The 25,813-nt window shown below is 58.5% G+C and carries 25 protein-coding genes, 2 tRNA genes and 1 pseudogene; 18 read left to right on the top strand and 10 right to left on the bottom strand.

What is annotated here, in order from left to right; all coding sequences use genetic code 11:
• Positions 1 to 23: 23 nt before the first annotated feature.
• A complete protein-coding gene (dinB, locus tag soil367_RS04520) occupies positions 24 to 1,124 on the bottom strand; it encodes a DNA polymerase IV (RefSeq protein ID WP_136547325.1) in 1,101 nt (366 codons plus the stop codon).
• Between the two features lie 215 nt (positions 1,125 to 1,339).
• Between dinB and minC the strand changes: the two genes are divergently transcribed.
• The 8 genes from minC to soil367_RS04480 all read left to right on the top strand — a co-directional run bounded on the left by minC (position 1,340) and on the right by soil367_RS04480 (position 8,218).
• Complete coding sequence (gene minC, locus soil367_RS04515) at positions 1,340 to 2,110, top strand: septum site-determining protein MinC (RefSeq protein ID WP_136547323.1); 771 nt, start codon at positions 1,340 to 1,342, stop codon at positions 2,108 to 2,110.
• A 64-nt stretch (positions 2,111 to 2,174) separates the two neighbouring features.
• Positions 2,175 to 2,984 carry a septum site-determining protein MinD gene (gene minD / locus soil367_RS04510; protein WP_136547320.1) on the top strand — a complete coding sequence of 270 codons (810 nt, stop codon included), beginning with the start codon at positions 2,175 to 2,177 and terminating at the stop codon, positions 2,982 to 2,984.
• Positions 2,985 to 2,989: 5 nt separating this feature from the next.
• The gene (gene minE / locus soil367_RS04505) at positions 2,990 to 3,244 is read left to right on the top strand and encodes a cell division topological specificity factor MinE (RefSeq protein ID WP_136547318.1); all 255 of its coding nucleotides are present in this window, start codon (positions 2,990 to 2,992) and stop codon (positions 3,242 to 3,244) included.
• 131 nt (positions 3,245 to 3,375) lie between these two features.
• Complete coding sequence (locus tag soil367_RS04500; protein WP_136547316.1) at positions 3,376 to 3,720, top strand: CBS domain-containing protein; 345 nt, start codon at positions 3,376 to 3,378, stop codon at positions 3,718 to 3,720.
• A 91-nt stretch (positions 3,721 to 3,811) separates the two neighbouring features.
• Complete coding sequence (locus soil367_RS04495) at positions 3,812 to 5,191, top strand: MATE family efflux transporter (RefSeq protein ID WP_136547314.1); 1,380 nt, start codon at positions 3,812 to 3,814, stop codon at positions 5,189 to 5,191.
• Positions 5,192 to 5,265: 74 nt separating this feature from the next.
• Complete coding sequence (locus soil367_RS04490; protein ID WP_172962262.1) at positions 5,266 to 6,000, top strand: START domain-containing protein; 735 nt, start codon at positions 5,266 to 5,268, stop codon at positions 5,998 to 6,000.
• Between the two features lie 196 nt (positions 6,001 to 6,196).
• A complete protein-coding gene (locus soil367_RS04485) occupies positions 6,197 to 6,748 on the top strand; it encodes a CBS domain-containing protein (protein ID WP_136547309.1) in 552 nt (183 codons plus the stop codon).
• Between the two features lie 84 nt (positions 6,749 to 6,832).
• Positions 6,833 to 8,218, top strand: a complete 1,386-nt coding sequence (locus soil367_RS04480) for a PhoH family protein (RefSeq protein ID WP_246065525.1) — start codon at positions 6,833 to 6,835, stop codon at positions 8,216 to 8,218.
• 44 nt (positions 8,219 to 8,262) lie between these two features.
• Here the strand turns inward: soil367_RS04480 and soil367_RS04475 are convergent, their stop codons facing one another.
• From soil367_RS04475 to hemA, 9 genes and pseudogenes are all read right to left on the bottom strand, one after another.
• On the bottom strand, positions 8,263 to 9,357 hold the full coding sequence (locus soil367_RS04475) for a succinylglutamate desuccinylase/aspartoacylase family protein (RefSeq protein ID WP_136547307.1): 1,095 nt from the start codon (positions 9,355 to 9,357) through the stop codon (positions 8,263 to 8,265).
• Positions 9,357 to 10,265: a 30S ribosomal protein S6--L-glutamate ligase gene (gene rimK / locus soil367_RS04470; protein WP_136547304.1), complete on the bottom strand. Its 909-nt coding sequence runs from the start codon at positions 10,263 to 10,265 to the stop codon at positions 9,357 to 9,359. The genes soil367_RS04475 and rimK overlap by 1 nt, the downstream gene beginning before the upstream one ends.
• A complete protein-coding gene (locus soil367_RS04465; protein ID WP_136547301.1) occupies positions 10,265 to 10,732 on the bottom strand; it encodes an ATP-dependent zinc protease family protein in 468 nt (155 codons plus the stop codon). Before soil367_RS04465 ends, rimK begins: the two co-directional genes overlap by 1 nt.
• 295 nt (positions 10,733 to 11,027) lie before the next feature.
• Positions 11,028 to 11,372: a MaoP family protein gene (locus tag soil367_RS04460; protein ID WP_136547298.1), complete on the bottom strand. Its 345-nt coding sequence runs from the start codon at positions 11,370 to 11,372 to the stop codon at positions 11,028 to 11,030.
• A 244-nt stretch (positions 11,373 to 11,616) separates the two neighbouring features.
• Positions 11,617 to 12,504: a LysR family transcriptional regulator gene (locus soil367_RS04455; protein WP_246065523.1), complete on the bottom strand. Its 888-nt coding sequence runs from the start codon at positions 12,502 to 12,504 to the stop codon at positions 11,617 to 11,619.
• A 64-nt stretch (positions 12,505 to 12,568) separates the two neighbouring features.
• Positions 12,569 to 13,336 (bottom strand): HesA/MoeB/ThiF family protein, encoded by a 768-nt coding sequence (locus tag soil367_RS04450; protein ID WP_136547294.1) that lies wholly within the window; start codon positions 13,334 to 13,336, stop codon positions 12,569 to 12,571.
• Between the two features lie 12 nt (positions 13,337 to 13,348).
• Complete coding sequence (prmC, locus tag soil367_RS04445; RefSeq protein ID WP_136547291.1) at positions 13,349 to 14,257, bottom strand: peptide chain release factor N(5)-glutamine methyltransferase; 909 nt, start codon at positions 14,255 to 14,257, stop codon at positions 13,349 to 13,351.
• Complete coding sequence (gene prfA, locus soil367_RS04440; RefSeq protein WP_136547290.1) at positions 14,254 to 15,339, bottom strand: peptide chain release factor 1; 1,086 nt, start codon at positions 15,337 to 15,339, stop codon at positions 14,254 to 14,256. Before prfA ends, prmC begins: the two co-directional genes overlap by 4 nt.
• 214 nt (positions 15,340 to 15,553) lie before the next feature.
• Positions 15,554 to 16,798: pseudogene (gene hemA, locus soil367_RS04435) on the bottom strand (glutamyl-tRNA reductase); the annotation flags it as partial.
• A gap of 395 nt (positions 16,799 to 17,193) precedes the next feature.
• Here hemA and soil367_RS04430 point away from each other — a divergent pair.
• The 10 genes from soil367_RS04430 to soil367_RS18895 all read left to right on the top strand — a co-directional run bounded on the left by soil367_RS04430 (position 17,194) and on the right by soil367_RS18895 (position 25,691).
• Complete coding sequence (locus soil367_RS04430; protein WP_136547288.1) at positions 17,194 to 18,981, top strand: tetratricopeptide repeat protein; 1,788 nt, start codon at positions 17,194 to 17,196, stop codon at positions 18,979 to 18,981.
• A complete protein-coding gene (gene lolB, locus soil367_RS04425; protein ID WP_136547287.1) occupies positions 18,981 to 19,622 on the top strand; it encodes a lipoprotein insertase outer membrane protein LolB in 642 nt (213 codons plus the stop codon). Before soil367_RS04430 ends, lolB begins: the two co-directional genes overlap by 1 nt.
• A gap of 13 nt (positions 19,623 to 19,635) precedes the next feature.
• Positions 19,636 to 20,490 (top strand): 4-(cytidine 5'-diphospho)-2-C-methyl-D-erythritol kinase, encoded by an 855-nt coding sequence (ispE, locus tag soil367_RS04420; RefSeq protein ID WP_246065522.1) that lies wholly within the window; start codon positions 19,636 to 19,638, stop codon positions 20,488 to 20,490.
• Between the two features lie 16 nt (positions 20,491 to 20,506).
• A tRNA-Gln gene (locus soil367_RS04415) sits at positions 20,507 to 20,581 on the top strand.
• Positions 20,582 to 20,636: 55 nt separating this feature from the next.
• Positions 20,637 to 21,581, top strand: coding sequence for a ribose-phosphate diphosphokinase (locus tag soil367_RS04410; protein WP_136547286.1), 945 nt, complete (start codon positions 20,637 to 20,639; stop codon positions 21,579 to 21,581).
• Between the two features lie 290 nt (positions 21,582 to 21,871).
• The gene (locus soil367_RS04405) at positions 21,872 to 22,513 is read left to right on the top strand and encodes a 50S ribosomal protein L25/general stress protein Ctc (RefSeq protein WP_136547283.1); all 642 of its coding nucleotides are present in this window, start codon (positions 21,872 to 21,874) and stop codon (positions 22,511 to 22,513) included.
• 39 nt (positions 22,514 to 22,552) lie between these two features.
• On the top strand, positions 22,553 to 23,158 hold the full coding sequence (gene pth, locus soil367_RS04400) for an aminoacyl-tRNA hydrolase (protein ID WP_136547281.1): 606 nt from the start codon (positions 22,553 to 22,555) through the stop codon (positions 23,156 to 23,158).
• Positions 23,159 to 23,301: 143 nt separating this feature from the next.
• Entirely contained in the window at positions 23,302 to 24,393 is a 1,092-nt protein-coding gene (ychF, locus tag soil367_RS04395) for a redox-regulated ATPase YchF (protein ID WP_136547279.1), read from the top strand.
• A gap of 168 nt (positions 24,394 to 24,561) precedes the next feature.
• Positions 24,562 to 24,638, top strand: a tRNA-Met gene (locus tag soil367_RS04390).
• A gap of 528 nt (positions 24,639 to 25,166) precedes the next feature.
• The gene (locus soil367_RS18895) at positions 25,167 to 25,691 is read left to right on the top strand and encodes a PEP-CTERM sorting domain-containing protein (RefSeq protein ID WP_246065520.1); all 525 of its coding nucleotides are present in this window, start codon (positions 25,167 to 25,169) and stop codon (positions 25,689 to 25,691) included.
• Positions 25,692 to 25,813 lie beyond the last annotated feature (122 nt).

The raw sequence follows: 25,813 nt of genomic DNA, 5'->3' as shown, positions 1-25,813 counted from the left end.
GGTAGCGCGAGGTCTCTGAACGTTCAGTAGTCTGGACCGAACAGCAGTAACTGCCTCTGCGCTGCAGAATCTGCCAGGTCGTCCCGGAAGCGGATACCCACCCCCAGCAATCGGGCCGGTTTGGCGCCTCTCTTCCACGCCGCGTTCATCAGGCGTTGATAATCCGCCAGCGAATCCCAGCCCTGATGAGTGCCACTCAGAGTCTGTTCGAGCGTGGTCTGGGTGAAATCACTGAACTTCACTTTCACAAACCGTTTCGCCACCGCACCGTCGTCATCTACCTTGCGGCCAAAACGCGTGCGCAGCTCATCCAGCAGCCCTGGCAGAGCCCGGGCCACCTCCGCCAGGTTCGCCAGGTCGACATCATAGGTCTGCTCGACCGATAACGACTTGCGGACCCGCTCGGGCTGCACCGCACGCTGATCCTCGCCGCGGGCCAGGTGATACAGCCGCAGCCCCTGCTTGCCGAAACGGCTGAGCAGTGTCTCCTGTGGCAGCCCCTGCAGATCGCCGCAGCTTTCAACGCCCAGATTTGCCAGTTTCGCGGCTGTTACCTTACCGACGCCGTTGATCTTCGACACTGGCAAACGCTTGACGAAATCGGCCACCTCATCAGGCGTCAGGACCATCAACCCGTCGGGCTTGTTCCAGTCGCTGGCCACCTTGGCCAGGAACTTGTTGGGCGCGACCCCGGCCGAGACCGTAATGCCGAGTTCCTGCCGGACCCGCTGGCGAATCTGCCGGGCCATGAGCGTAGCACTGCCCTGGCATGCGTCGGACTCGCTGACATCGAGGAAGGCTTCATCGAGTGAAAGCGGTTCAATGACTTCGGTATAGTCAGCAAAAATCTCGCGCATCTGAAGGGAAACGGCACGGTAGAGGTCGAACCGGGGCGGCAGGATTCTAAGGTCGGGACAGAGCCGCATGGCCGTGGCGGAGGCCATCGCTGAATGGATGCCGTAGCGCCGGGCTTCGTAGTTGCAGGTGGCGATGACGCCGCGCCGGTCAGCACTGCCACCCACTGCAATGGGCAACCTGGCCAATTCGGGTTGTTCCCGTATTTCCAGCGAGGCATAAAACGCGTCGCAATCGACGTGTATGATTTTCCGGGGACGTTCGGTCATGCTCAGACCTGTACAGGCATACAGCTTGAGATTCTACGGCAACACTGCCGGGATGTCAGGTTAGGGAGGCGCCTTAGAAATGATCCGCTGCAGACACTGTTCAATCGTGTCTCTGCTGGTAACATAGGCGCCGGCGCTGTGCCCTGATAATAAGCTGCGCCTTACTGATTTGTTTACACACAGCAATTGTTTATCCATAGAAAAGGACGCCTTCCATGATCGATACTTTGGCCACCGATGAGCCCTGCCTGCAACTCAAGGGAATCACGGTGCCGCTGACGATGCTGGAACTGCGTTTTTTTGATTCAGCGGCCTTTGAACAACAGCTGGAAGAAAAGATTCGTCAGGCGCCCGAATTCTTCAAGAACATGCCGCTGGTGCTGGGTCTGGACAAGTTCGAACAGGGCGCCGGCGACGTCGATTTTTTCCAGATTATCGGCATCTGCAGACGCCACAACATACATATTGTTGCGGTGCGGGGCGGCGACGACGATATCCGTCGGCTGGCACTGAATGCCGCCCTCGCCTGGCTGCCGGCTGACCAGGGCCGGCCGTCTCCGGCGCGGGAGAAAGCTGCCGCCAGGGACGAAGCCCCCGACCGCACGGTTCCGCCGGCGGAAGAGCCGGCGGGCACAAAGACGGCGCCGGCCGCGGCCGTTCCGACCAAAGTCGTATCCCAGCCGGTGCGTTCCGGTCAGCAGATATACGCTGCAGAAGGCGACCTTATCCTTTTGGCGCCCGTAAGCGCCGGCGCTGAGGTACTGGCCGCCGGAAACATCCACGCCTATAGCGTATTGCGGGGTCGCGCCCTCGCGGGCGTCCACGGTAATACCGAAGCGCGGATATTCTGCCGGTCGCTGGAGGCAGAGCTTGTGTCCATCGCCGGACACTATAAAATCTCGGAAGATCTACAGGAAAGCTGCTGGAAACAACCAGCCCAGGTCCAGCTCACGGATGAAGTTCTGACCGTCAAGCCGCTGGACTAGTGTCCTCCAGCAACTCGCAAGCTGGCCAACTCAATTTTTAGCATTCCAGTTAGGGGAAGATATTTTGGCTAAGATTATTTGCGTTACCTCCGGCAAGGGCGGCGTGGGAAAAACGACCTCCAGCGCGTCCATCAGTACGGGTCTGGCGAAACGTGGTTTCAGGACTGTCGTCATCGACTTCGACGTAGGCCTGCGTAACCTCGACCTGATCATGAATTGCGAGCGCCGGGTGGTCTACGACTTCGTCAACGTCATCCAGGGCGAGGCCACCCTGACCCAGGCGCTGATCAAGGACAAGCGCGCAGACCAGCTTTTCATCCTGCCGGCGTCCCAGACCCGGGATAAGGACGCGCTGACCAAAGAAGGCGTTGAGCGTGTCCTTAACGAACTCAAGAAAACGTTTGACTACATCATCTGCGATTCGCCCGCAGGCATAGAGCATGGGGCACTGATGGCCCTCTACTTCGCCGACGCCGCGATTGTCGTGACCAACCCTGAGGTATCGTCGGTACGCGATTCTGACCGTATCCTCGGCATCATGCAGAGCAAGTCGCGCAAGGCCGAACTGGGCGAAGGACCGCTTGAGGAGCACCTGCTCCTGACGCGTTACAACCCCGAACGGGTCAGTCGCGGTGAAATGCTGTCCGTGGAAGACGTCCAGGAAATCCTCGCGATCCCGTTGCTGGGTGTCATACCCGAGTCGCAGACAGTGCTAAGCGCCTCGAACCAGGGCGTTCCGGTCATTCTCGATAACGAAAGCGAAGCCGGGCTTGCCTATGAGGACGCCGTGGCGCGACTGCTTGGAGAGACGCGCGAGCTGCGCTTCCTCGAAGTGGAGAAGAAGGGCTTCTTCAAACGGATGTTCCGGGGGTAAAAGGCATGAGTTTTTTCGACTACTTCCGAAGCAAGAAGAACAATTCCGCCTCTATCGCCAAGGAGCGTTTGCAGATCATCGTGGCGCACGAGCGGGGCCAGCGGGACCAACCCGACTACCTGCCGGCTCTCCAGCAGGAATTACTGGAGGTTATCCGCAAGTATGTCCAGATAGATGATGACCAGGTTCAGGTCCAGCTGGACAAGAATGCCAGCTGCTCGGTCCTCGAACTCAATGTGACGTTACCGGATCGGCTCTGAAAAAGCCCGCTCGATGCGAAATACTTATCGAAGCGTCTTTGTCAATGCATTTAGGCTATGGCGTCGATAACGAAATACCGTTTCCTGCTCAACCTCGTTCTCTCTAGGATGGGTTATACGGAGGAAACACCATGAAACCATTCTTACAGACAGCTTTAGTGCGTGCTTTCGACTCTGGCCAGAGGTACCTGCCTTTGCGCCTGGTTCGCTGCGCAACACGTCAGCCGGCGGACGCCAGTATTGATGTGGACGAAGTGGTAAAGGTAGAACCGGACCTTTTGCTGCGGGATGCGCTGTACCGCATGAATGAGGTCTTCGCGACCCAGGCGGCGGTAGTGGCCACCAACGGGCGCATTATTGGCTGGCTCACGCAGGATCTACTGGTGTCTTTGTTTCAGAGCGATGCCGATCTCGCGCTACGTTCACCCTGTGGTGACCTTCTCGGGAAGGCGCAAGCCACGTCTGAGGCCGCCTGAACCCTGCTGATCCTGTGCAACGAAGAGCCGGCAACCGCCGGCTCTTCTTCTTTGCATCCTTCTGACCCATGACCAGAAACCCGTCAAGTCCATGATAACGCCCCAGACAGACCGCCGAGAATTGGGTCGCGCACTCTTTCGCCTGACCTGGCCCATGCTATTCGGCGTGGCGGCACTGCTTGGCTTCCAGCTGGTTGATAGCGCCTTCGTCGGGCAGCTCGGGGTGGCGCCGTTAGCAGCGCTGGGCTTTACGGTCCCGGTGCAGCAACTGATCATCGGGTTGCAGGTCGGGCTGGGTATCGCCACAACGGCTCTGGTGTCGAAAGCACTTGGGGCCAAGCGTCTGGATAAAGCCCGGGAACTATCTGGCCTGGTCGTCGCCGCCGGCACCGGGGCCATCACGATACTGTGCCTGTCGCTCTGGTGGTTGAGAACGCCTCTGCTGAGCCTGCTGGGTGCGGAGGCGGCATTGTTGCCGGTCATTTCCGGATTCTGGCTACCCTGGCTGTTCAGCGCGTGGCTCGGAGCAGTGCTCTACTTCGGTTACAGCATCGCCCGGGCCAACGGCAATACCCGTTTACCGGGCATGCTGATGGCGCTTACCAGCCTTATCAACCTGGCGCTGGATCCGCTATTCATCTTCGTCTTTGACTGGGGCCTTCCCGGCGCCGCCTGGGCGACGGTTGTGGCTTTTGGCACAGGTATTGCCATCGTCTTTCCCCGAATTATTCGCCGCGGCTGGATGACGGCGCGCTTTCGCGACGTGCAACCCCGCGAGGGTCTGGCAGAGTTGGGCCGCATCTCCGGTCCAGCCTCTGTCAGCCAGCTACTCCCACCGGTTTCAGCAATGCTGGCAACAGCGCTTGTGGCCGCGTTTGGTTCAACCGCCGTTGCGGCTTGGGGGCTCGGTACCCGCATGGAGTTCTTCTCTATCGTCGTGGTCCTGGCGCTCACCATGTCCCTGCCGCCCATGTTAGGACGCTATCTGGGCGCGGGACAGCTGGATGAAGTACGCCTCCTGATCCGCATTGCCGTCCGTTTTACCTTGTTATGGCAGGCCGGAATCGCTGTCGCCTGGATGCTGCTGTCCGGCGTGCTTGCAGATCTCCTTTCGGACGATCCCGCTGTCGCAGACCGGGTGCGCGAATACCTGTTGAAAGTTCCCTTGAGCTACGGCGGCCTGGGCGTGTGCATGTTAATGGTGTCGGTTTGCAATGCCCTGGGCATGCCGTTGCGGGCACTGACGATCTCCGCATTACGACTATTTGTATGTTATTTACCTGCGCTCTGGATCGGCTCCCAACTTGCGGGCCTGAGCGGACTGTTCACCGCAGCCCTTATCGGCAATGTCGCGGCAGGCTTTGTCGGCTGGAGGTTGTACCGCGCGGGGCTTAAACATGTGAGCGGGCAGAGCCCGGACCGGCCGACCGGACAGGAATGGGATAACAGAAGTGACGATAAAACTGGCTAGGGATTATCAGCGCATGAAATCCAGCACGTGCTAGACTGGCGCTTTTGCCATCCCGCTCAGGAGACATGGCCGCCATGAACGGTTCCCGCTACCGCCGCTCTGCGTTTTCCGCGATTGTAAGCTCCCTGCTGACAGCCCAGTCCTGGGCCGGCCTGCCGCCGGACTCAGTGGACTGGAATCTGGAACGGGATGAAGACGACATCCGTATCTATAAGGCATCCGTGTCGGATTCCGGCTTTGAAGCGTTCAAGGCAACGACCGTGATCAATGCGCCGCTCAGTAACGTGATGGCGGTCATGGTCGATGCTGAGTCCTGCGAAGAGTGGGTGCATGGGTGCAGCCATTCCGAAGCACTGGACGGTGGCGATTTTCACGACCGTAAGGCCTACTCCGTTAACGACCTGCCCTGGCCCGCGGCAGACCGCGACTATGTGCTGCATATCCGCACCCATACCAGCGACGAAAGCGTCACCGGGGAGTCCCATGACGAAGCCGACAGCCCATTCATAATCATGGAGCTCAGTGCCGTGCCGGACGAACGCGAGGAGTCCGGCAAGGTCAGAGTCGAGCACTCCGACACGCTCTACCAGTTTTTCCAGATAGACGACGGGCGCACACATATGACCTGGATTCAGCATAGCGAGCCGAATGGTTCGCTTCCTGGCTGGCTGGTTAACTCACTTGCGGTAGATATCCCTTTCAACTCACTGCAAAACTTGCAGGACGTCGCGAACTCGTCAACCTATAGCGGTTATGAGCTGGTCTTCAACGAGCAGGGCGAACTGACTGCGGTGCGAAAGGAACAGTAATCGCCACTACCTGGCTCATTAAGCACAAGCTGCCGGTCAGGCGCCGGCAAGAGCGGGGTCCAACGCATGGGGCTGGATTCGTCCAACCCAGACTGGCCTTTCGTGAGCGGTACCTTCGCGCCTTGCGCCTGGCCAGTAAATTTCGCAGGATGACTGCATCGGAGCAAGCTCCCCACTTCAAAAGCAGAGTTCTGCTATGGCACTGACCGCAAAAGACATTATGACGCCTAGCGTCAAAGCAGTGCCGCAATCATGGACCACACAACAGCTTTCGCGTTTTCTGACAGCCAACGGTATCGCCGGCAGTCCGGTCGCCGACGCCCACGGTGCCATCGTCGGCATTGTCACGCTCAAGGATCTGGCTGAGCTGCACTGGAACAAGGCGAGCCCCGACCTGAAATCGCTTACTCCCGAGGAGCGTGCAGAGGTCCGCAGGCTACGACGGCTAATATTCCAGGAGATGTCCAGAACCCCTGCTGAGGTACGGGACATCATGACGCCAAACGCCATAGCTGTTTCGCCCGAAACGCCCGTCGTCGATATCGCGACCATCATGATGGAAGAGCATCTCCACCGCATATTCGTTACTGAAACCCTTCCGCACCCGTCGCCGGAGGCGGGTGACAACGCCGCAGAGATGAAGATGTCACGCAACGAGAAAAAAGAAGTCGTGGGCATCATTACCACCTACGACATGCTGCGGGTGATCGCCGAGCCGGATCTTGCAAGGTCCTGCCTGGACAGATAGGGAAACTACGGTCCATGCTTATGCATGAGTGCAGTACGCTTGAGCCCACTAACCCTGAGCCCCACTACCAAAGGTGAACTCACTATGCCCAAAGAGCCACGTTCGCGGAAAAAGATGTTTGTCCTCGATACCAACGTGCTCATTCATGACCCTGGCGCCACACTGAACTTTGAAGAACATGACGTCATCATTCCGATGACCGTGCTCGAAGAACTCGACAAGCTGAAGACTGGCAAGCAGGCCGTTGCAGCGGATTGCCGCCAGGCGATACGGACCATCGACCGGGTACTGGGCGATGCCACACCTAAAGCCATTGAAAGCGGCGTACCGATACACCGCGGCGAAAAATCCGATGCACTCGGCACCCTTTCCATCCTGATGACAGCCGACCCAGGCAACCGCCACCACCTCCCCGACGACCTCAACGATAACCGCATCATTAATTCTCTGGCCGACCTGCAGGCGCGTTATCGCAACCGCCAGATCATCCTGGTCAGCAAAGATATCAATATGCGGTTGAAAGCCCGGGGCTTCGGGGTTGAGGCCGAGGACTACCAGAACGACCAGCTGGTCGATGACATCGACATGCTGCCGGTGGGTTATGTGGAATACGCCGGCTCATTCTGGGACAGCATCGAGAAAGTCGAAACGATTCAGCGCGAAGGTATTACCGAACACATAATCCCGCGCATCGACGGGCTCGAGAAGCTGAACATCAACGAGTTTGTGCTGGACGAACAGGGCTTTATCGCCCGGGTCGTAGAGGTCGAGGAAGAGCGACTGGTGCTGATGGACCTTCATCAGAACGACTTACTGAACCAGCAGGTCTGGGGCCTGACGCCGCGCGATATCTACCAGGCCATGGCCTTACACCTGCTGCTCGACCCGGACGTGCACCTGGTCAATCTGACAGGCTCTGCGGGCTCCGGTAAAACCATTCTGGCTCTGGCCGCCGCGATCGAAATGACGGTCGCCAGCAAAATGTTTAAGCGTATTATCGCAACCCGCAGTACCCAGGGGCTGGACGAAGACATCGGTTTTCTTCCCGGCACCGAGGCCGAGAAAATGGAACCCTGGCTGGGCGCTATCGTGGATAACCTCGAAGCCTTGCATGAAGACGATGAGAACATGCATTCCAGCGTCGACTACATTCTCAGCAAGGTACCCATGCAGTTCAAGTCACTGAACTATATCCGCGGGCGCAGTTTCCAGCACAGCCTGATTATTATCGATGAATCGCAAAACCTCACCCCGCACCAGATAAAGACCATAATCACCCGTGCCGGCAACGGCAGCAAAGTGGTCTGCCTGGGTAACCTGGCCCAGATCGATACGCCCTACCTGGGCGCGCTCAGCTCGGGCTTGACCTACATGACAGAGCGGTTCAAGGGGTTCAGGCATGGCGCCCACCTGCACCTCAAAGGCGTACCGCGCTCCCTGCTGGCGGAATACGCTGAAGCTCACCTTTAAACCTTCAGGCATGCTCCCTGGCCGCATACGCGGTCAGGTTCCAGCTACTTGAGCAAATCGCCGTCCCACGGGTGCCCTGCCAGGGGATCTTCGCTGCCAAGGGGCTCATATTGGGACCTGAAAGAGTCCATCGCTTTCTCGGCATCGTCAAGCTCATCGAAGCGCGCGACGTGATAGATCGCCTCCCCTTCGTTGACCAGCGGCAGGTTGTTCATACCCACCACGATCCCCGCATGGGAGCTGATAACCGGCGATTCGCTGTCTCCAAACGGATCGGCGATGGTCGCCAGCTTCTGGTTGCGGGAGACACGCTGCCCCAGGCGAGCAATAGGCCGGAGAATACCGTCCGTATCAGCTCGCATCCAGGTTGAAGACGAGGCCACTTCGGAGCGCCGGCTGCCGCGCTTGGCGGGCCTCTTTTTGCGGTCGGGGGGCAGCATGTCCAACATCCGCATGATGCGAAGCACCCCGCGAACGCCACTGTTTATGGCGACCTCATCGAAACGCAGCGCCTCACCCCCCTCATAGGTGATGACCGGGATCCCCTGAGCGTCGGCGTAGTCCCGGAGCGTGCCCTCCCTCAGGCTGGCATTGAGAATGATAGGCGCCCCGAAGGCCTCGGCCATCGCGGCCGTTTCCGGATTCTTGAGCTCGGCCCGTATCTGCGGCAGGTTAAAGCGGTGCACCGCACCGGTGTGGAGGTCGATTATGTGGGTGGCCTGGTCCAGCACGGCAGTGCGAAACAGATAGGCGATCCGGGCACCCAGGGAGCCTTTCTCCGTGCCAGGAAAGCACCGGTTCAGATCGCGTCGATCGGGCAAATAGCGCGACTGATGAAGAAAGCCGAACACATTGACGATTGGAACCGCCAGAAGAGTCCCGCGCAGCGAGCGAAGTCCGGATGTCCGCAGTAGTCGCCTCACAATCTCTACGCCATTGATCTCGTCACCGTGAATAGCGCCGCAGACCATCAGTACCGGACCGTCCCGCTTTCCGTGCAAAACCTCAACGGGTATGTGCAACGGCGTATGGGTATAGAGTTTGGCGGTGGGTACCTCTACCCGCGCACGGGTTCCAGCCTCAATGCGGTTCTCACCCAGAATAAATGGCGCGCGCGAAGTGGTCTTGACTGGCTTCATTAACCTCTTCCACCCTTGGTTTGTGTTTTCCAGGGCTTGGCGGTTTTCTCGGTGAAGTCGATGATCATCCCGGCAACATTCTTGCCGGTTGCTGACTCAATGCCCTCCAGCCCCGGAGACGAGTTCACCTCCATGACCAGCGGCCCCCGACTGGACCGCAACAGATCCACGCCGGCCACGTTCAGGCCCATTGCTTTTGCCGCCGCAACGGCCGTCTTGCGCTCCGTGGGGGTAATGCGGATCAGCGAAGCGGAACCACCGCGATGGAGGTTTGAACGGAACTCACCCTCCATCGCCTGGCGTTTCATTGCCGCGATTACCTTGTCGCCGATGACCAGACAGCGGATGTCCGCGCCACCCGCTTCTTTGATGTACTCCTGGACCAGAATGTCGGCTTTCAGGCCCATAAAGGCCTCGATCACGCTTTCGGCAGCCTTTCGGGTTTCCGCCAGTACTACACCAATACCCTGAGTGCCCTCGAGCAGTTTGATCACCACCGGCGTACCGCCGACCATACGAATAAGGTCCGGAACGTCATCGGGCTTACTGGCGAAGCCGGTGACAGGCAAGCCAATATCTTTGCGGGACAATAGCTGCAGCGAGCGCAATTTGTCCCGCGAGCGGGTGATAGCGACGGATTCGTTGACGGGGAACACGCCCATCATCTCGAACTGGCGAAGCACCGCCGCACCGTAAAACGTCACCGAGGCGCCAATGCGTGGGATGACCGCGTCGAACCCGCTCAGCTCCTGCCCCTTGTAGTGGATGGTTGGACTGTTGGGCATGATGTTCATATAGCAATGCAGGAAATCAAGCACCTGGACCTCGTGTCCCTTGGCCTGGCACTCCTCCATCAGCCGACGGGTCGAATACAGGCGTTTATTACGCGACATGATGGCGATTTTCATTAATTACTCCCTGTGGCCGGCTTGCCGGCGAGAAACGAGGCTTCGGGATCAACCCATGCCCGGCCAGCCATTGCTGTCCGGCCCAGCAGCATCCTGAAGCGCATATTGTCACGGTTGGTCAGCGTCATCTCCATGGGCCAGACGACATCTCCGATCTGTATGGGTGTCACGATAACGTAGCGTTTTTCTTTATGCCCGCCAGAGTCGGAGACGGTGCGCTGATCCACAACTGCTGCCTCGCATGCCAGTTCGCGCTCTGTATTGTTCTGTTCCGGGTGAACCCAAAAGCGAACCCACGCCTGTCCGTTGCGCTTGAAGCTCTCCAGACGAAAGGTATGCAGGCACGATGTACGGGCACCCGTATCCACTTTTGCCTTGATCAGGTCGATACCCAACTCCGGCAAAGAAACCCATTCGCGCCAGCCAAGCCCTATTCGGTCTGTAGGCGAGCGAGCATTTTCTGTCATCCTGCTGATCCCTGTTTGTTGGCAGCGGCAAAAAGCGTCCAGACGTGGCGCGCACCGCGGGCGAACGCTGAACCTAATCCGCGCGTGACACTGGTGGCCGGGTTGAACAATTCCGCTAACTTGGGCGATTCAACCACACGGGATACTAGACGGTACCCAAAAGGATGCGCCCCAGTCCACCGCCATGGCTGTGCCAGATAGAACAGGTAACGCTCGGGAAAGGAAGAAAATAAGCACCGTCAGTCTACGGCGAGCCCCAGCGGACCGAATGTCCGCCGGGGTGAAGACCGACAGTTCAGAGGTCGCTGCTATCGTCTACAAAGGAATCGCCATCGCTGGCAGAAATTGCACAGGAGTAGCGCACGGTCGGACGCAGGGTCTTGCTCTGGTACTTCAGCCAGAGCTTCTCCAGGTCGTGTTCTGGCTCAGCCTGGCCCCCTACGACCTCCACAAAATGAGATTGTGCTTCATTGGCAGGCTGCATCCGCCCTTGGGTAAGATCGCTCAACAGCGCGCCGTACCGGGACAGCAGACCTGCCTCGCGGAGCGAGAACTCGCCGGAGCGGTTGAAACCGCGGGGATAGTTACGGTTATCGTAAAAAACACGGTGAGTTTCAAATTCAGGAAAGTCGGTTTTCATCACGTTGGACTCCGTCAAAACGCAGGCCCTATCGCTAACCACCGAAATGCTTTCGGTGCCGCTTGTGCATCTGCCTGCTAGTGCACGCTGCGGTTGAGTTCACGGGGAGAGCCCTGCGATCGATGCCGGCTCCCTGATTGACAGATCCCGGACAGCGTCCAAGGGAGTAACCTACCAACGGCGCGATTATTGAACACAGATCAGAAATCAGTACAACAATATTTTTTTATTGTTGCGGCAGTTGTTATTTATCGATCAGGGGGAGTTGCAGCGATTCCGCGCCGCGCCATCCAGCCGCTGCGATCAGGGTAACGACCTGCTCCAGCATGGCCGCGTTCTCCGCGCCGCGCCGGTAAGCAAGGTGAACCCCTCTCTCGAAGACCGGGGCTTTTTCGACCCGAAAAAGCCGGCGCGCGGACAGGTAGGGTTCGACCACAGGCTCGGGCAGATAGACAGCCCCGCCCTCAGCCAACAACAGGTCCAGTGCCAGGCGACCGCTGCCAATCTGTACCCGAGGGCTTGGCATGGCTGCAAACACGGTCGCGTGCTTGCCGGAGAAGCTGGCGCCCCAGTCGACGTAGAGATAATCCGGCCCGAGCGCCTGCGAAAGATTCAACTGCGCCTGATTCGTTACCAGAATCAGGCGCAACGGCGACAGTTCGTGAATAATGACATCGTACCGTTTGGGCGGGTCATAGCAGAGAATAAGATCCACCTGCAGCTCAAGCAGGCGCCGCGCCAGAGTGCTGTCCGGATGGCTTTCTGCGCGCAACCCGAGCTCTGGCATGGCCGCCCGCAGCCGCCCCAGCGCCTGTTGACCGCGGCTGTCCCAGAGAGAAGGCGCGGCGGCCAGCGTCAGCAGGCTCTCCCTGTCGGCTGACAGTGACACAGCCTGTCGCCCCTGCTCCCATGCCGCAAGTGCAGCTTCTGCATGAGGTAACAGGCGCTCCCCTGATGCGGTCAACTGGATATTATTGCGTGTTCTGTTGAACAGCTCAGTACCCAGCACCTGTTCCAGCTGGCGGATCCGGGCACTGACCGCGGACTGCGTAAGATAGAGATTTTCCGCCGCCCGACCGAAGTGGCGAATGCGGCCGACTTCAAGAAAGGTCTTGAGTAACTCTATATCCACGGGCGCCTCCACTGACTTCCATCTGTCCCGGGCCTGTTCCGCCCTCGCTCGAGATTCGCCTGGATCACGCCGTAACGCCGCGACAGACCGGGCAGTCCTGGTCCGCCACCAGACGCAACTCACGCCATTGCATCTGCCAGGCATCCAGTACCAGCAAACGACCGGCTAGCCCACGCCCGACCCCGGACAGCCATTTTATCGCTTCCATGGCCTGAACGGTTCCGATCATTCCGACGAGTGGCCCCATCACGCCCGCATCAGAGCAACCCAGCTCAGGCTCGTCCGTGTTGCTGTAAAGGCACTGATAGCAGCCTCCCGCCTGGGAAGCAGGGTGAAACAGTACCACCTGCCCCTCCGCCCGGATCGCAGCCCCTGACAAAAGCGGAACACCAGCCTCTACGCAAGCATTATTTACGGCGAAGCGCGTCGCAAAATTGTCGCTGGCGTCGATCACAAGGTCGACGCACTTCACTTCGATCCGCAGACTGTCGGGGTCCAGCATTTCGATTCTCGGCTGGAGTGTAACGTGGGGGTTGATGGCGCTGGCCCGTTCGCATAGCACCTCAGCCTTGGGGCGCCCCAGGTCAGCCATGCTGAAAGCGATCTGCCGCTGCAGATTTGCCAGTTCCACGCGATCCGGATCAAACACACGCAAACGGCCTAGCCCGGCTGCTGCCAGGTAAAGTACCACCGGGCAACCCAGCCCCCCGGCCCCGACCACCAAAACGCTGCTTTGCAGAAGCCGCTGCTGGCCTTTTACATCGAACGCTGGCATCAGCAGCTGACGGCTATAACGCTCTAGCGCCTCATCGTCTAGTTGGACATTTCCCATTCACATCTGCTCTCAGCTTTTGCCGGCCTGGTCGCAGGACCGGGTTACAGGCGATTGCATGACCCATTGGCCCTGTGTGACCCGCGGCTGGCCGCCATAATCCCTACGCAGACCAATGCTGGTGTATCCCTGCTTCTGCAAAAGATTGGCCACCGCTTCGGCCTGATCATAACCATGTTCAAGCAGCAGCCAGCCGCCGCTATCCAGGTGCTGCGGTGATTCTGCAATGATCCGGCGCAGATCTGCCAGTCCGTCATGGCCGCTTACAAGGGCGGAGCCTGGCTCGTAGCGAAGATCGCCCTGACGCAGGTGAGGGTCATCAACGGCAATATAGGGCGGATTCGAAACGATGAGATCAAACCGCTCATCACCGATTCCGTCAAACCAGTCGCTCTGGCATAAGCGCACGCGCGTCAGATTCAGGTTGAGGCAGTTGATGCGAGCGAGCCTGAGGGCCTCTTCCGAACTGTCCGTGGCCGTGATATCCCAGCCACGCTGCTCTGTAGCGAGCGCCAGTGCTATCGCGCCACTGCCTGTTCCCAGGTCGAGCACGCGCGCCGATGAAGAGAGGCCCAAGGCCAGGGCCTGCTCAACCAGGCACTCTGTATCTGGCCGGGGAATCAGCGTGGCGGGGGACACGACCAGCGGCAGCGACCAGAACTCGCGCGACCCCACGAGGTGAGCTACCGGCTCCCCTGCAACCCGGCGCGCCAGGAGCTGTTCAAACTCAGCCTCCTCCGCCTCATCGAGTACCCGGTCGGACCAGGCAAACAGCCCGCTGCGGCTGCGCCCGGTCGCCTTGCTCAACAAAAGTTGCGTATCCAGGCCTGGGCTGCTGCCGGCATCTGCATAAGCCTTGTGGGCTGCCTGTATACGAGCCGCCCCCTCTCTTAACGCCTGCGCTATGGTCGGTCGGCTCATTCCTCGGTCATGGCCGCAAGCAGGTCGGCCTGATGCTCCTGCATGAGAGGCCCGACTACTTCGTCGAGATTACCGGCGACTATTTCTTCGAGCTTGTATAGCGTCAGGTTGATTCGATGGTCGGTCAAACGCCCCTGGGGGAAGTTGTACGTACGGATCCGCTCGGAGCGGTCACCGCTGCCCACCAGGCTCTTCCGGGCATCGGCGCGATCTTTCCGTTGTCGCTCAGACTCTGCATTCTCGAGCCGGGACTGCAGCAGGGCCATGGCCTTGGCACGGTTTTTATGCTGTGAGCGCTCATCCTGGCATTCCACCACCAGGCCGGTGGGCAGGTGCGTCAGGCGTATGGCAGAATCGGTTTTGTTGACGTGCTGGCCGCCGGCCCCGGAGGCACGGAAAGTATCGATGCGCAGATCATTCTTGCTGATCTCGATCGCTTCGCTCTCAGCCAGCTCAGGCAAGACAGCCACGGTGCAGGCCGAAGTGTGGATCCGCCCCTGGCTCTCCGTTTCAGGCACACGTTGTACCCGATGAGCTCCTGATTCAAATTTAAGCTTGCCGTAGACGCCGTTACCACTGACGTTGGCGATCACTTCCTTGAAACCGCCATGCTCGCCTTCGCTGGCGCTGATAATCTCGACTTTCCAACCCTGCCGCTCAGCATAACGGCCATACATTCTGAAAAGATCACCCGCAAAGATAGCGGCCTCGTCGCCGCCTGTACCGGCCCTGATTTCAAGGAAAGCGTTATTGTTGTCCCGGGGATCGCGCGGCAACAGCAGCTTCTGCAACTCTTCGCCAAGCTCCTCCTCACGTGACTGCGCCTGCGCCATTTCCTCTTCCGCCATCGCGCGCATCTCCGGATCCTTGTCGCGGCTCAGGTCTTCAGCCGCTTTGAGGTCATCCAGGACGCGCCGGTAGTTCTGGTAACAACTGACCAATGGCTCAAGCTCAGAAAACTCGCGGGACAGGCTGCGGAAACGCTCCTGGTCGCCAATAACGCCGGGATCGCCTAGCAGCGCGCTGACTTCTTCATGACGTTCGAGCAGACGCTCCAGCTTTGCAGCAATTGAGGGTTTCATAGGGTTCCTGCGAAGGCCATGCCGGACTGGTCATGGCGACAATAAGAATGAAGCTGATCCTGGGGTTTGCACCCCAACGGCAAAACGACAGGCTCCGTAGATAAGTAAAGTGTGACCGAGCCCTAGCGCACTAGCGACCGGCCCGGTGCAGCGGCGTAACCGATGCCAGCTTATCGAGCTCGGTCTCCACTTGCGCTGCACCTTCTTCATGCTGCAGGTTATAAAGCTCCCGGAGCCAGTCTGCCACTTCGGTTCGCCCATCTGCTGCGGCGCGCCGCACGCTTACCGTGGGCTCATGAACCAGCTTCCGGGTCAGCGCCCGGGCCAGTAGCTGGAGTACCTGCTCAGGGTTCTGTCCACTGGCCAGAGCCCGGCTGGCTTTGGCCAGCTCGACGTCCCGGGCCCGTTCGGCCTGACTGCGGAACTGCTTTAATACGGCGACTGAATCAAGGGCGCGTCGCTGGTACATATAGTCTGCCGCGCCTGCTTCGATAAGGTGTTCGGCTTCCTGGGCCGCTCCCTCCCGGGACCGGACATTGTCCTGAATGACCTGTTGCAGATCGTCCACCGTATAGAGATAGACGTCGTCCAGCCTGGCAACTTCGGATTCAATATCCCGTGGAACGGCGATATCGACCATGAACATGGGCTTGTGCTTGCGCTTACGCAACGCCCGCTCGACCGCTCCTTTACCCAGAATCGGCAGGGGGCTAGCGGTCGAAGATATGACAATATCCGCCCGCGCCAGGTTGTCGGGAATTTCAGAGAGCAGGATGGCCTCCCCGGCACAACTGCGGGCGACGCGCTCGGCGCGCTCCAACGTGCGATTGGCCACGACAATATGCGCCACCCCCACCTCGCGCAGATGGCGCGCGACCAGTTCAATGGTTCGCCCTGCGCCAATCAGCAAGGCGCGGCTCTGGGCCATATCGGAGAAAATATGTTTGGCCATGGCCACTGCCGCGTAGGCCACCGAGACCGGGTTTTCACCAATGGCGGTATCGGTTCTGACGCGCTTGGCGACGCCGAAGGTATGTTCAAACAGACGGCCCAGCTCGGTACCGAGACTTTGTGCAGCCCTCGCATGGGAGAACGCATCCTTCAACTGCCCGAGAATCTGCGGTTCACCCAGAACCAGCGAATCAAGCCCGGAAGCAACGCGCATCATATGCCGGGCGGCGGCTTCGCCTTCATATTGGTAGATGCAGGGGCGCAGCGCATCCATGGGGATACCCTGCTCTGCGGCCAGCCACTGCAGTAACGCCTCCCCGTCGGGCGCCTCATCAGCGGCATAAACCTCCGTCCGGTTACAGGTGGATAGCACCGCCAGTTCGCGCAGCCCACAGATCTGCCGACCGGACTGCAGAACACGGGCACATTGCTCCTCGCTAACCGCGAGTCGCTCCCGCACAGCTACGGACGCTGTACGGTGATTAACACCAAGAACCAGTACTGACATCAGTCGCTTGTCATCTCATGGATGCTGTAAGGCCGGCTGAGCCCTGCTTATTTTTACAGTTCGCTCTACCGGTTTTTTTGATGAAATCTCCGAGCCCGTACCCGACAGGCCGGTGGTACGCGGAAAAATCAACCTCTCTCACCGGTTATTCTACCGTTCTGCAGTAGCTTCGACCACCTTCATGTCGGGTGCTACGCGGTCTGATAATGGCGCCGATGTTGGGAAAGCGCGCAAGCCTATGCCATGATTAACCCTGCTCAGGGCGAAGGCCAGCGCCAGACGCCCCCCATTGTCACCGTCCTCCAGATAGCGGTGGCCGAGTCTGAATCAAGCTGGCCGTGATCCAGTATCAACTGTGAATAATTACGGCCACCTTCACCGGTAACGGAATAAAAATGCGCAAGACCTTCCTTCTAAGTCTGTGCTTGTCGGGCGTTCTCCTGACCGGCTGTTCCACGCTTGGCAACGAAGAAGAAACCAGCCCTGCCCAAGCCGAACAGGCCAGCGACACCCGGGCAGAAGAAGCAGCCCCGCAGGCCGCCGGTGAAGAAGGGGCCGGAAAAGAAAAGCCCGCGGCGGTGGAACGCCCCTTTCAGGCTAATATTCTCTATGGACTGCTTGCGGCGGAAATGGCGGCCGAGCGTGGCCGCTTCGATGTCACCCTCATAAATTACGTCGAGGCGGCCAAGCGCACGCGAGACCCTGGTGTGATCCGACGCGCGATGCAGTTCGCCCAAGGTCTCGGCGCGGATAACGCCCAGTATCAGGTTGCCAAGACCTGGCTCGATGTCGACCCCGACAATCTTGAGGCGCTCCGAGTGGCCTCGGTACAGGCCATCAAGCACAACGATTACGAAACCGCACTCGGGTACATGGAGAAAATCTACGCCCAGGATGAGCGCGCCGGTTTTGACAACCTTGGCAATTACGCGGCTGGCCTGCCTGCGGAGGAACAGGAAAAGCTGATAGACACCTTCCAGAAGCTGCTGGCCGAGCACCCCAAGCGCAGCGAAATCGCCTTTAACCTGGCGGTACTTCAGTACACCGTCGGCCGCGCCGACGAAGCAATCGCCACACTTAAGCCACTACTGGAAAAAGACGCCGAGTATCAGCCCGCCATCGCGCTGTACAGCACCTTGCTGTTCGAGGCCGGCGAGCGTGACGAGGCTGTTTCGTACCTGCGCAGCCAGACCCGGCGCTACCCGGAGAGCCGGAAGCTAGGCACACTTTATGCTCGCATGCTGGTCGACGCAAAGCAGCTCCAGGCTGCCCAGGATGAGTTTGAGCGCCTGACAGAACTGTCACCGGAAAACCACACCTTGCGGCTGTCCTATGCACTGGTCGCACTAGAGAACAATCAATCCAAGCTGGCACGAGAGCAGCTTGAGATGCTGCTTGAACAGAACGCGCACGTGAATGAAGCGCACTTTTACCTGGGCCGTCTGGCAGAGTCGACCGGCAAAAGTGACAAAGCCCTCTCCCACTACCTCCAGGTCGAAGGCGGCCCGCAATTCTTCTCAGCACTAACGCGCGCAGGCGAGATTCAGGCGGAGCAGGGTGAACTGGACACCGCCCTTGACCGGCTCGAGCGCCTGCGCCTGCGCATGCCTGACCAGGCTGACCGTCTTTGGCTGGTCGAGGTCGATCTGCTGAATGACATTGACCGCCCCTATGAGGCTGTCGCCGCTGCAGACCAGGCTATTGCGGAGTTTCCCGAAAATGTAAGCCTTCGCTATGCCCGTTCGATGATCAACGACCAGCTAGGCAACCTGGCAGCCGCAGAGCAGGACCTGCGCTGGATCATAGAACACGAACCTGACAACCCGGTCGCACTTAATGCACTGGGCTACACGCTGACGGTAAAGACCGATCGTTACGATGAAGCGATGGAACTGATCAGTCGCGCCCACGAGCTCGCGCCCGACAACCCGGCCATCCTCGACAGCCTTGGCTGGCTCCACTTCAAGATGGGGAACAAGCAGAAGGCCCTTGATTACATCAGAACCGCATACGAGAACTTTCCTGACCCGGAAGTCGCGGCTCATCTCGGCGAGATACTCTGGTCCCAGGGACGTCAGGACGATGCCCGCCGGATCTGGAGCCATGCCCTGGACGAACACGGCCAAGACGATATTCTGATCGAAACCCTTGAGCGCCTGGGTGTCAACCTGGAGTCCGACTGATGTTTGACTTAGGTCGCAGGGCAGGTCGCTTTCTCCTGCCAGGTCTGGTGTTACTTGCGCTGACGGCTTGTAGTACTCGCATCCACCTCCCCGATGACACTGGCCTGAGCCGTGCAAAACCAAGCGACTGGCACGAGCGGGAGAAAGCGCTCCGCGCGTTCGACGAATGGGAGCTCATTGGGAAGATCGCGGTTCGGCAGGCGGATCAATCCCAGAGCGCGATAATCAACCGCTGGTCCCAGCAAAGTGACGCATACCACTTGCAGCTTTCGTCGGCCTTTCTTGGCATGGGCAGCGTTGAGCTTATGGGCGACCGTCATCAGTTGCTGATCCGTACAGCCGACGGCGAGAGCTACGTCTCTGACGACCCTGAGGCGCTTGTCAGGGAAGTCACTGGCTGGCGCCTGCCCCTCGCTGTTCTGCCTTACTGGGTCCGCGGCATTCCAGCGCCAGGGCAGCCTTCGGCGCTGGGTTTTGGTGACCAGGACACGCTGAAAATGCTGTCCCAGGCAGGATGGGACGTCTATTTTGAACGCTACAGCGAACCAACGGAACGCCGACCCGCCCTACCGCGATTGATCACCGCAACCAATGGCGAAGCCCGCGTCCGGCTTGCCATCAGCCGCTGGCAAAGCCAATAGATTGATAAGCCCGATGCTAACCTTGCCCGCACCCGCCAAGCTGAATCTGTTCTTGCATATTACTGGCCGTCGTGATGACGGTTATCACACTCTGCAGACCCTTTTTCAGTTTCTGGATTTTGGCGACAGCCTCTCTTTTCAGCTCGACTCCGGCACTGGCGTTCGCCTGTCGCCAGACTTGCCCGGTTTCGATCCGGCGGAGAACCTGGTCGTCAAGGCCGCAAACAAACTCCGCAGCTACATTGGTAGCCCCCCAACCGGAGTCACCATCCACCTGGACAAGCGCATCCCCATGGGCGGCGGGCTCGGCGGCGGCAGTTCAGACGCAGCCACCACGCTACTGGCCCTGAATCGCCTATGGGGGCTGGATCTGCACACAGATGAGCTGGCCAGCGTCGGCCTCGAACTGGGCGCGGATGTCCCGGTTTTCGTAAGAGGGCATGCTGCCTGGGCCGAAGGCATCGGAGAACAGATCACACCCGCATCGCCGGTCGAAGACTGGTACCTTGTGCTTATACCACCCTGCACAGTAAATACGGCTCAGATTTTCCGCCACGAGCGGTTGACACGAAACAGCAAGCCAATCAGAATAGCGCCCGCTTTTGACGGGAATCACTCGGACTACCGAAACGATTGCGAAGCCCTTGTCTGCGAGCTTTATCCAGCGGTAGAACAAGCCTTGCAATGGCTCAGAAGCGAGTGCGGTAACGCCAGATTAACCGGCACCGGCGCTTGCATTTTCAGCCGATTCCCGACAGAATCCGGAGCCCTAGCGGTTCTGAGAAATAGACCCTCTGGAATTAAAGGGTTCGTAGCCAAAGGACTGAATAGCTCTCCGCTTCATAACCGGCTAACTGAGCTCCTTTAATGCCGAAGACCGATATTGGGGTGTCGCCAAGTGGTAAGGCAACGGGTTTTGATCCCGTCATGCGCAGGTTCGAATCCTGCCACCCCAGCCATATTCCTGCATCTACCTCCCTCGAGCATTCAGACGAAACCCAGAAGGATTCGATCGTGTCCAAACTGATGGTATTCGCCGGCAACGCGCATCCTGAGCTTGCCAAAAAAGTCGTCCAGAAACTCCATATCCCCATGGGCGACGCGACTGTTGGAAAATTCAGTGACGGCGAGACTTCGATTGAGATCAATGAGAATGTCCGAGGTCGGGATGTGTTCGTGATCCAGCCGACTTGCAACCCGACCAACGATAATCTGATGGAACTGATTGTCCTGGTAGATGCCTTACGCCGAGCTTCGGCCACGCGTATCACCGCGGTTATCCCCTATTTCGGATATGCCCGCCAGGATCGCCGCGTACGCTCCATGCGTGTTCCGATCAGCGCCAAGGTTGTCGCCGACATGATGACCAAGGTCGGTGTTGACCGCGTGCTGACTGTCGATCTCCACGCCGACCAGATTCAGGGCTTTTTCGACATCCCGGTGGATAACATCTACGCGACGCCAGTACTGATCGAAGACATCAAGCGTCAGCGCTTCGAGAACTATGTGGTCGTCTCGCCTGATGTTGGCGGTGTTGTCCGTGCCCGCGCTATTGCCAAACGGCTTGATGATGCAGACTTGGCAATAATCGATAAGCGCCGTCCGAAAGCCAACGTTTCCCAGGTAATGCATATCATCGGCGACGTTCGAGGCAAAACCTGTGTGCTGGTGGATGATATCGTCGATACCTCGGGCACGCTCTGCAAAGCCGCGAACGCGCTGAAAGAGCACGGCGCCGAGCATGTGGTGGCTTATATTACCCACCCGGTGCTATCCGGCCCTGCCATCGAGAACATCGAAGCGTCCAGCCTTGATGAACTGGTGGTCTGCGATACGATCCCTCTCGGTGACAACGCCCGAAAGTGTGCTAAAATCCGCACGCTTTGCATGGCGGAGCTATTGGCCGAATCCATTCGACGGGTCAATAACGAAGAATCCATCAGCGCGATGTTTGAATAAGAGCTGATCAGTAGGGGCTAAGCACGCAGTCGCAGGCCTCGAAAATCAACTTTTCCGAAGAAGGGCCATATGCCGGTTATCGATGCCCGTTACAGGCACGGTAAAGGTAGAGGGCTCTTTCTTCGTTTTACGTTCGGCAAAATGCCGGACTCCAAGCTGCCCCATCGGAACCTGGTCGCGGGTCCCATGAGGTAGTCCAGGTGGCAGGACCAGTGCGTCGTTCGGGGTTACTTAACTCAACGAGCGTTGCTGACCCAGCTGCACAGAACGTTCCAGAGGAATTTTTTACCATGGCACAGGAATTCGCATTCGAAGTGTTTCTTCGCGATGACAAGGGCAAAGGTGCGAGCCGCCGCCTGCGTCGCAAAGAACGCAAAATCCCGGCGATCATTTACGGCGCCAATAAGGAACCGGTCGCTATCTCACTGTGGCACAACGACCTGAAGAAGGCGCTTGAGCACGAGGCAATCTTCTCCCACATCCTGACGCTGAATCTGGATGGCAAGGAAGAGAGCGTGATCCTGAAAGATCTGCAGCGCCACCCGTTCAAGCCGCTTCTGACCCACGCTGATTTCCTGCGGGTCGAAAAAGGCCACGAACTGCATGTCAACGTACCGCTGCACTTCATGAATGAGGACACCGCTCCCGCAGTCAAGCTGGAAGGCGGAATCGTTTCTCACCAGCAAACCGAAGTCGAAGTGATCTGTCTGCCAAAAGACCTGCCTGAATTCATCGAAGTCGATGTGTCCGGTATGGCTATGGACCAGACCATTCACCTCAGCGACCTCAAGCTGCCGGAAGGCGTTCGTCTGGCCGCGCTCGCTCAAGGTCCTGACCACGACCTGGCGGTTGCATCGATCCATAAGCCACGCGGCGTCAAAGCCGACGAAGCGGAAGATGCTGAAAACGAAGGCGAGGAAGGCGGCGAGTAATCACTCGCCAGCGCCGGATGTTACAGGGTGGAATCCGCGATGCCAGAAAATGCTAAGCAGGATATCCAACTGGTGGTGGGCCTGGGCAATCCAGGCCCGGAATATGCCCAGACCCGACATAACGCCGGCGCGCTCTTCGTGGAAGCTCTGGCCCGCGCCGCGGGGCAGAGCTTGCGTCCTGAGCGAAAGTACCTCGGTCTTTACTGCCGCATAAACTGGCAAGGCGCCGACCTCCATTTACTGATCCCCACCACGTACATGAACCGCAGCGGCCAATCCGTAAAAGCTCTCGCGGACTTCTTCAAACTTCAGCCCCAACAGATTCTCGTCGCCCACGACGAGCTGGATCTGGAGCCCGGCAGCGTCAAACTCAAACGCGGGGGCGGGCATGGCGGCCACAATGGCTTGCGCGACCTGATCAGTCACCTCGGCACCAACGATTTCCATCGGCTTCGTCTGGGTATCGGCCATCCCGGGGATCGCAGCGCCGTAGTCAACTACGTGCTTGGAAAGCTCGGTAAACCGGAAGCTGAAGCGCTCTCGGCAGCCATGGAGGCCAGCAGCGATGAACTCGCCGAAGCAACCCGCGGAGACTGGAACAAGGCCATGAACCGGCTGAACGGTTTTCGCCCTTCCCAGCCGTGACACAGCCCCACCTCCCCTCTCTTTGCCCCTGACCAGACTCTGATCGCATCCCGGACCCGGCAGCGGTATAATTCCGCCCTTCTTTTGATCTGTCGGACGCGAGCCGTTCGCCGGACTTACAGCATCAGCAACAGAGGCATCCTATGGGTTTCAATTGCGGCATCGTCGGCCTGCCTAACGTCGGCAAGTCCACTCTTTTCAACGCCTTGACCAAGGCGGGGATCGGCGCCGAGAATTTCCCATTCTGCACCATTGAGCCCAATGCTGGCGTTGTCGCAATGCCCGACCCCAGGCTGACCAAGCTCGCCGAAATTGTGAAGCCCCAGAAAACCATCGCGACGACCATGGAATTCGTCGACATAGCCGGACTCGTGGCTGGCGCCTCCAAGGGCGAAGGGCTGGGCAACCAGTTTCTTGCCAATATTCGCCAGACAGATGCCATAGCTCACGTAGTGCGGTGCTTCGAGGACGATAACGTCATCCACGTAGCGAACAAGATTGATCCAGCCGCAGACATCGAAGTTATCAACACCGAACTGGCGCTGGCTGACATGGATACCGTGGAGCGCGCAGTTCAACGCGTCCAGCGCGTAGCCAAAAGCGGCGACAAGAAGGCCAAGGCTCAACAGGAAGTTTTCGAAAAGCTGCTGCCTGTGCTTAACGAAGGGCGCCCTGTACGCAGCATGGATCTCAGCGACGACGAGCGCGACCTGATCCGTGAGCTTTGCCTGCTCACAGTCAAGCCAACCATGTATATCGCGAACGTATCGGAGGACGGGTTTGAGAACAACCCCCACCTGGACCGGGTGCGCGCCATTGCGGAGCAGGAGAAGGCAGTGGTTGTGCCCATCTGCAGCAAGCTGGAAGCAGAGATTGCCGAACTGGAAGACGACGAGAAGAGTGATTTTCTGGCGGAAATGGGTATGGATGAGCCAGGCCTGGACCGCGTTATTCGCGCGGGTTACCGTCTCCTGGATCTGCAGACCTACTTTACCGCGGGGGTAAAAGAAGTACGGGCCTGGACCGTCAATGTCGGCGCAACGGCCCCGCAGGCGGCAGGAGTGATACATACCGACTTCGAGAAAGGTTTCATCAGGGCGGAGATTGTCGGGTACGAAGACTTCGTCGCGTGCAAAGGTGAGCAAGGCGCTAAAGAAGCAGGTAAATGGCGTCTCGAAGGGAAGGAATACATTGTCCAGGATGGCGATGTCATTCACTTCCGGTTCAACGTCTGACGACTCACGAGGTCGGCTGCAGCTCTTTCTGAAAAAGTATTTTGCGCCCTGCCAGGGGTTGACGTTGAGGCTAAAAATCCCGAGAATACGCGCCTCGCTCAGGGCGCTTCGACTTCCAAAACTGGAATGACCGGCATTAGATGCCAGAGCAGAGGTTAAGAGATTTGTGGCAAGGTAGCTCAGTTGGTTAGAGCACAGCACTCATAATGCTGGGGTCGGCGGTTCAAATCCGCCCCTTGCTACCACTTATTTTTCAGTAGGGGCCGCTAACGCGGCCTTTATTGTTTATAGCAAATATAGACGCCGACCCTGCTCTTTATTGCTGAGGTCGTCGAGCTCGGCGCCCCCAACTAGGCGTCCCCGTTCGAATCCGCCCCTTGCTACCACTTATTATCTCAGTAGAGGCCGCTAACGCGGCCTTTATTGTTTGTAGCAGATCTCAACGCCGACCCTGCTTTTTATTGCTGAGGTCGTCGAGCTCGGCGTCCCCAACTAGGCGTCCCCGTTCAAATCCGCCCCTTGCTACCACTTATTGTTCAGTAGAGGCCGTTAAGGCGGCCTTTATTGCTTGTAGCAGATCTCGACACCGACTCCGCCTTTTATTGCTGGAACCTGCACTGATTGCTATGCCGCTGAACGTCGAGCTTCTTGACACTTCGTCTCAATCTCATCTCTACCATTCAGTAAAGATTGGCCATTTCAGTCGCTTACGCAATTGGCCCAAAACCTGCTTGGCTCTGCGCGCAATCAATTCAAAAGAAGAGAGCATTACGATGATCAAACGTATTACATCGGTATTCTTCCTCACCCTCGCATTCTCCCTGACCGCAAATGCGGGCCTGATCGGGGACACGGTCCGTGTCGCGCATCACTATCCGGACATTGATAAAGAGCACCTGGGCGTGGATATCCTGGTCGGCAGCGAAACGACTTTCGTGCCTGTGCATGGTATTCCCCAATACGAGGCAAGCCTCGGGGATGACTTCCTTGCAGTAGACTTTCTGAATACCACCCAATGGGCCAACCGCGCGTTCAATGGTCTGGTGCTGACAGAAATGGACTCCCTGCTCGTCGATATCGCAGTTGAAACCAATTTCATCAATTGGGACAACTCCCGCATGTCCTATGCAGATAACCGTCTCGCATTCAACTGGGCCGGCCTGAGCTTCAACACAGAGACTTTCTTCAACGTCAGCTTCGGCACCCAGGCTGTAAGCGTACCCGAGCCGGCTTCTCTGGCTCTGCTGGGTCTTGGCCTGGTAGGCCTTGGACTTTCCAGAAAAATGAAAGCCGCCTAACACCCGCTGCGTGACCCTTAAAACCCCGGTAAAGCCGGGGTTTTGCTTTTCCGCCGTTTCGTTTGCTTTCTCAGCCCCTGCCTCAGCCATCCTGATTCTCTCCCACGATCCAGACGCTGCTT

Origin of the sequence: Hydrocarboniclastica marina (assembly GCF_004851605.1) — a bacterium.
GTDB lineage: Bacteria > Pseudomonadota > Gammaproteobacteria > Pseudomonadales > Oleiphilaceae > Hydrocarboniclastica > Hydrocarboniclastica marina.
Note: the sequence above shows the minus strand (reverse complement) of the source record. Positions and strands in the feature narration are given on the sequence as shown.